Source organism: Paracoccus panacisoli (assembly GCF_042435015.1).
Classification (GTDB): Bacteria; Pseudomonadota; Alphaproteobacteria; order Rhodobacterales; family Rhodobacteraceae; genus Paracoccus; species Paracoccus panacisoli.
In genome coordinates this window covers 1-5,101 of sequence record NZ_JBHMQU010000053.1, presented here as the reverse complement: position 1 = coordinate 5,101, position 5,101 = coordinate 1, and the positions used below count along the sequence as shown (strand labels likewise).

The following is a 5,101-nucleotide window of genomic DNA, read 5'->3' as shown; positions in this document are numbered from 1 at the left end:
CTGCTCCCGCAGGATCGCGATGATCTGCTCTTCGGTGAACTTCGATCTCTTCATGTCCGGTCCGCTCATTGGGCCGGACTCTAGCATCAGATGGAAGAGTTATCGGGGGTCACAGCACTCGCGCTCGAGGTTCACTGGGTGTGGGAGGAGGACAGGGACGGAGCCGGCTAAGATATTGCCAGCTTCGAGCGGGACGGCCTGTGGCGGCTTATCGAGGCGAAGACAACGAAGGGCTGGGACCAGTTCATACCACGCGCAATCAACTGGCCGTGGCCGAGGAACCGCGCGTGGAATGGAAGCTGGTCCGGCGGTGGAACTTATCACGGGAGCTTACGGCGTCCGAACTGTGCCCTCTGCTTAATGCCCATGTCCCGCTTACTCTGACGTCTTACCGAGCGAGCTTTCAGTGAGTCTCAGTCGAATCCTCGCGCCGGCTGCTCGTCCCACGGCACGGCGACCAAGAAATGCAGATCATAGATGCTGATCCTAGAGGGCTCGCGTGGGTGGCAAGCTGCTCGAGCAGCTCGGGTGCCAACCATGCGAGGCGCAGGAGAACAACTGACATCGCGGTCGAAGAGGCCCTCGTCGGCGGCAAGATCGGCGAGCGTGGCAGCGCTCGCCGCGTTCCAGCCGCTGCCGCAAGCCCAGTTTAGATTACTGAGCACCCCGATAGTCCCGCCCCATGGGGAAGGCCGGCAGGGGTCAGATCTAGGATTGAGTTACGTTGACTCTTGCGCAAGGTAAAGAAGGTCGTGCGTAGGTTCGTTCAACCGGCGTTCAGGGAGGGCTATATTACTGGGCTATGCACCGACACATTCCTCGATGCTTTTTTCTGCGGACAGAAGTGTGTTGAAGTCTGGGATGCCTGTGGAAACCTTCGCACGGCCGAAGTTATTAACACGCCAATCCGCAATTCAACATCTAAATTTCTCTTAAATGCAAGGGCCTGACCGGACGGTTTCCCCTGTCTCCTTGCGTAGAAACCCAAATTAAGCGACGCCCCGACGATCTTACAGCAGCTGGGCCTATCGTAATCTTATTTTACTCTTGTTTGCGCCTGAAACACGCCAGATGTTTTGGGCAGGCGAGCACAACCTAGCTCCTCCAGCACCAAATTATCAAAAAGAGCATAGCGGATGATTCGCTGTAGCGGTGCCGCAGCCAATAGAGTCACTATCTTCACTTAAAATTTAGATATTCCTAGCCATTATCACTAGGATTGCACTGCACGCGTCAACCTCGCCTTTCGCCGATCAGTCGATGAAGCTGCGTTTATTGCCGCGGGCTAAAATATGTCGGCTCGTTGCGCCTAGCATCAACAGTCTCGTCAGCCGCTCTGAAAAAATGTCGTCCAGCTAAAGCCGAGAAATCCGATCTTGTAGCGCAGCAAGCTGTCGGCGGATCTCCTCGGCCTCAGCGGAGGCGGACCGGGAGTCGGGCTTCAGCTTGCCCTTCCCAGGCTGAGGATCCGCCAAAGCCGCCTCTCCTTCTTCGTCGTCCGGCGCGGGACCGCTGCTGCCGGACCAGCCGCCGATCATCGCTCTCAGGAAGGCCTGCTGCTGGCGCTGCATCTCGGCGAAGCCGGGCATCGACGCCATCGGATGCTGCAGGCTCGTCATCTGCTCGAGCAGCTTCGACTGCCCGTCGCGCAGCATCTCGAAGCTCGCGGCCAGGAACTGCGGGACCACCGACTGCGCCTGCGCGGTGTAGCTGCGCACGAGGTCGGTCAGCACATCGACCGGCAGGACGTTCTCGCCACGCGCCTCGTGCTCGGCGATGATCTGCAGCAGGTACTGCCGCGTCAGGTCGTCGCCCGAGCGCAGGTCGACGATCCGCACCTCGCGCCCCTCGCGGATCACCCGGGCGATCTCGTCCAGCGTGATGTAGTCGCTGCTCTCGGTGTTGTAGAGCCGGCGGCTCGCGTAGCGCTTGATCAGCAGCGGCTGGGGGGGCTGGTCGGTCTCGGTAGGCTTCTCGGGGGGCATGGGCCGCGTCCTGTGCAATTGCGGAAAGTTTGCGGCCGCAGCGTTGCAATTGCAAAAGAAAAACGCGCCCCTTGCGGGGGCGCGCGTCCTCGTGAACCGGGCCGGCCCGCCCGTCCGGGCGAGCCGCCGTACATACGGGTCTGGTTCAGCCCTTGGCCTTGTTGGTCGCCTCGGCGGCCGCGTCCTGCACCTTGCGGGTCGCGTCCTGGACGTTGCGGGCCGCGGTGTCGGCCATGCGCTGCATGTCGCCCTGAGCTTCCTTGCCGGCGTTCATCAGCAGATCGACGGTGTCCATCTGCACGCGCTTGGCCACCTCGGCATAGGCCGATATGTGCTCGGCGGCGAGTTCCGCGGCGGCCGAGGCAAAGTCCGACATCGCCTTGGCATAGTCGGCCGGCTGCTCTTTCGAGGTCGCCAGCTCGCCCATGCGGGCGATGGTGTCCTTGGCCCAGGCGGCCGAGATCTCGGTCGAACGCTCGGCGGCCTGCAGGGCCACGCGGGTCATCTTCTCGCCCAGCTGCGACTGGGTCTTGAACGCCTCGGTCATCGACGAGGTGTCGACCGGGAAGTTCTGCATCATGTCCTGGAACGGCTTGGTGAAGTCGGGGGTCTTGGCCATCGAAGTCATCCTCGTAAGCGTGGTGGTCGCGGGTTTGTCGTCTGCACTCATTGATAAATGCTGCGTCGCAGCATTTCAACAGGGTTTGCTGCGGTGCAGCAAAATACTTCTGCCCCTCTCCCGTCCCCGCCGCGTTTGCCGCACACGCGCGCGCCGCAGCTTGGGGAAACCCGGGCCGGCGCGCCGGCCCGGGCAAACAATCAAGCCTTTTCGAGCACGTAGGTTCCCGGCGCCGGCCCGAGCGACTCGGCGGGCGTGCGGGCCGGGACCATCGGACCCGACCGCTCGGCCAGCCAGTCGCCCCAGCGGTTCCACCAGCTGCCCTCGTGGTACTGCGCGGCCTTGCGCCAGTCGTCGGCGCTGCCCGAGAACCCGGCGTCCGAGGTGTAGTGCCCGTATTTCACCTTGGTCGGCGGGTTGATGATCCCGGCGATGTGGCCGGACTCGGACAGGATGAACCGCCGGTCGTCCGAGCCCATCTGCGCCACGCCCTTCCAGCTGTGCAGCCAGGGGGCGATGTGGTCGGCCTCGCAGGCGACGGCGCAGATCGGCACCTTCACGTCGCGCAGGTGCAGCGTGTGGCCGAGGATCTCGAACCCCTCGCCGGCGAGCGCGTTCTTCTGGCAGAGGTTGCGCAGATACTGCGTGACCATCTTGCCCGGCAGGTTGGTCCCGTCGCCATTCCAGTAGAGAAGATCGAACGCCGGCGGCGCCTCGCCCAGCATGTAGCTGCGGATCGCCGGCCCCCACACCAGGTCATTGGCGCGCAGGAAGCTGAAGGTCCGCTGCATGAGCTGCGCCGACAGATAGCCGGTGCGCGCCACCTCGTCCTCGATCCCGCCGACGAAATCGTCCTGCAGGAAGGTGGTGAACTCGCCCTGGTCCGAAAAGTCGGTCAGCGTGGTGAAGAGCGTGGCCGACTTGATCCGGTCGTCGTCCTTCTGCTGCATCAGCGCCAGCGTGGTCGAGAGCGTGGTCCCCGCGATGCAGTAGCCGACGGCATTGAGCTGCGGCTCCTCCGTCAGCTCGAGCACCTTGCCGACCACGTCGAGATAGGCCGACACATAGTCGTCCATCGACTGCTCGGCCGCCTCGGTGCCGGGGTTCTTCCAGGACACGACGAAGAGCGTGTAGCCCTGCTCGACGATCCACCGCAGCAGGCTGTTCTGCGGCTTGAGGTCCATGATGTAGTACTTGTTGATCCACGGCGGGAACACGATGACCGGGGTCCGGTGCACCTGTTCGGTGGTCGGCCGGAACTGGATCAGCTCGAGCATCGGGGTGCGATAGACGACCTCGCCCGGCGTGGTGCCGATGTTCTCGCCGACGCGGAAGGCGCTGCGGTCCGACAGCGACACGACGAGGTCGCCGCGGTTCTCTTCGATGTCGCGCACCAGGTTCTCGAGCCCGCGGACGAGGCTCTCGCCCTCGGTCTCGATCGCCCGTTCGAGCGCGTCGGGGTTGGTGGCGAGGAAGTTCGTCGGCGCCAGCATGTCGATCATCTGGCGGGTGAACCAGTCGATCCGGCGGCGGTCGGTCTCGTCGGGGATGTCCAGATCGGCGGCCGCCTTGCGGATCGCCTCGGCGTTGATCTGGTACTGGTTCATGACGAAGCTGTAGAACGGGTTGGTGGTCCACAGCGGGTTCTTAAAGCGCCGGTCGGGCGGGGTGTCGGTCTCGGGCGCGGCGAGGTTGCGGGCAAAGGCGCCCTGCGCCGCCGCGACATGGCGCAGCGTCTCGCCCCAGTAGCGGACCTGCTGCTCGATCAGCCGCGCCGGCTGCTCGGTCGCAAGCTTCAGCCACGCCTGCGCGACCGAGCCGTAAAGCTCGGGCCCCGGGCCTTCGACGGCCGGGCTGTGCATGGGCTTGGCCGCCATCGCGGCCAGCAGCCGCTGCCCCAGGGCCTCGATCCGCTCGATGTTCTCGGCGAGGCGGGCCGGCAGACCGGCGATGGCGAGCGGGTTGCGCGCGGCCTCGTCGTCGGCGGGCGCCGTGGCGGCGAGGGTGCTGGCGGCGGTGGCCATGTCGCCGCGGTAGCCGTCGGGGCCGGACTGCGGCGCGCGCTGGGATTCGGCGGCGGTCTCGGCGCGTTCCTCGGTCCGTTCCGTGTCCCGCTTGGCGGTCTTCGCGGCGGCCTCGTCGCCCGACCGCTGAGGTTGAGAATCAGTCGAAGGCCGTGATTCGCCCGCCGCGCCGCGCGCGCCTCGAGCCGTCGCGGTCGCTGCCTTCGCAGCTGCAGCATCCGACTTTGCTGCAGTGCGGCGTTTCGTCTCACCCCCCGCTTTCGTCGCGGCACCGTCCGCCTTGGCCGGTCCCTTGGCGCGCCGTCCGGCCGTCTCGCCACCACCCTTCGCCTCAGCGGTCCCTGCCCCGCGCGCCGCCGCCGCGCCGTCGGCCTCAGCCGCCGCTCGCGCGCCCTTCCGCCCGGCCCCGTCCGCGGACGACTTCGCCGCGCGCGATCCCGAGGCGCGCCCGCGTTTCCCGGCCGCGCCGTCGG

General features: G+C 65.5%; 3 protein-coding genes. All 3 read right to left on the bottom strand.

What is annotated here, in order from left to right:
• Nucleotides 1-1,355: 1,355 nt before the first annotated feature.
• Complete coding sequence (gene phaR / locus ACFHYO_RS11800) at nucleotides 1,356-1,985, bottom strand: polyhydroxyalkanoate synthesis repressor PhaR (protein ID WP_052174889.1); 630 nt, start codon at nucleotides 1,983-1,985, stop codon at nucleotides 1,356-1,358.
• A gap of 145 nt (nucleotides 1,986-2,130) precedes the next feature.
• A complete protein-coding gene (locus ACFHYO_RS11795; protein WP_394320622.1) occupies nucleotides 2,131-2,604 on the bottom strand; it encodes a Phasin in 474 nt (157 codons plus the stop codon).
• Between the two features lie 200 nt (nucleotides 2,605-2,804).
• The gene (phaC, locus tag ACFHYO_RS11790; RefSeq protein WP_394320620.1) at nucleotides 2,805-4,628 is read right to left on the bottom strand and encodes a class I poly(R)-hydroxyalkanoic acid synthase; all 1,824 of its coding nucleotides are present in this window, start codon (nucleotides 4,626-4,628) and stop codon (nucleotides 2,805-2,807) included.
• Nucleotides 4,629-5,101 lie beyond the last annotated feature (473 nt).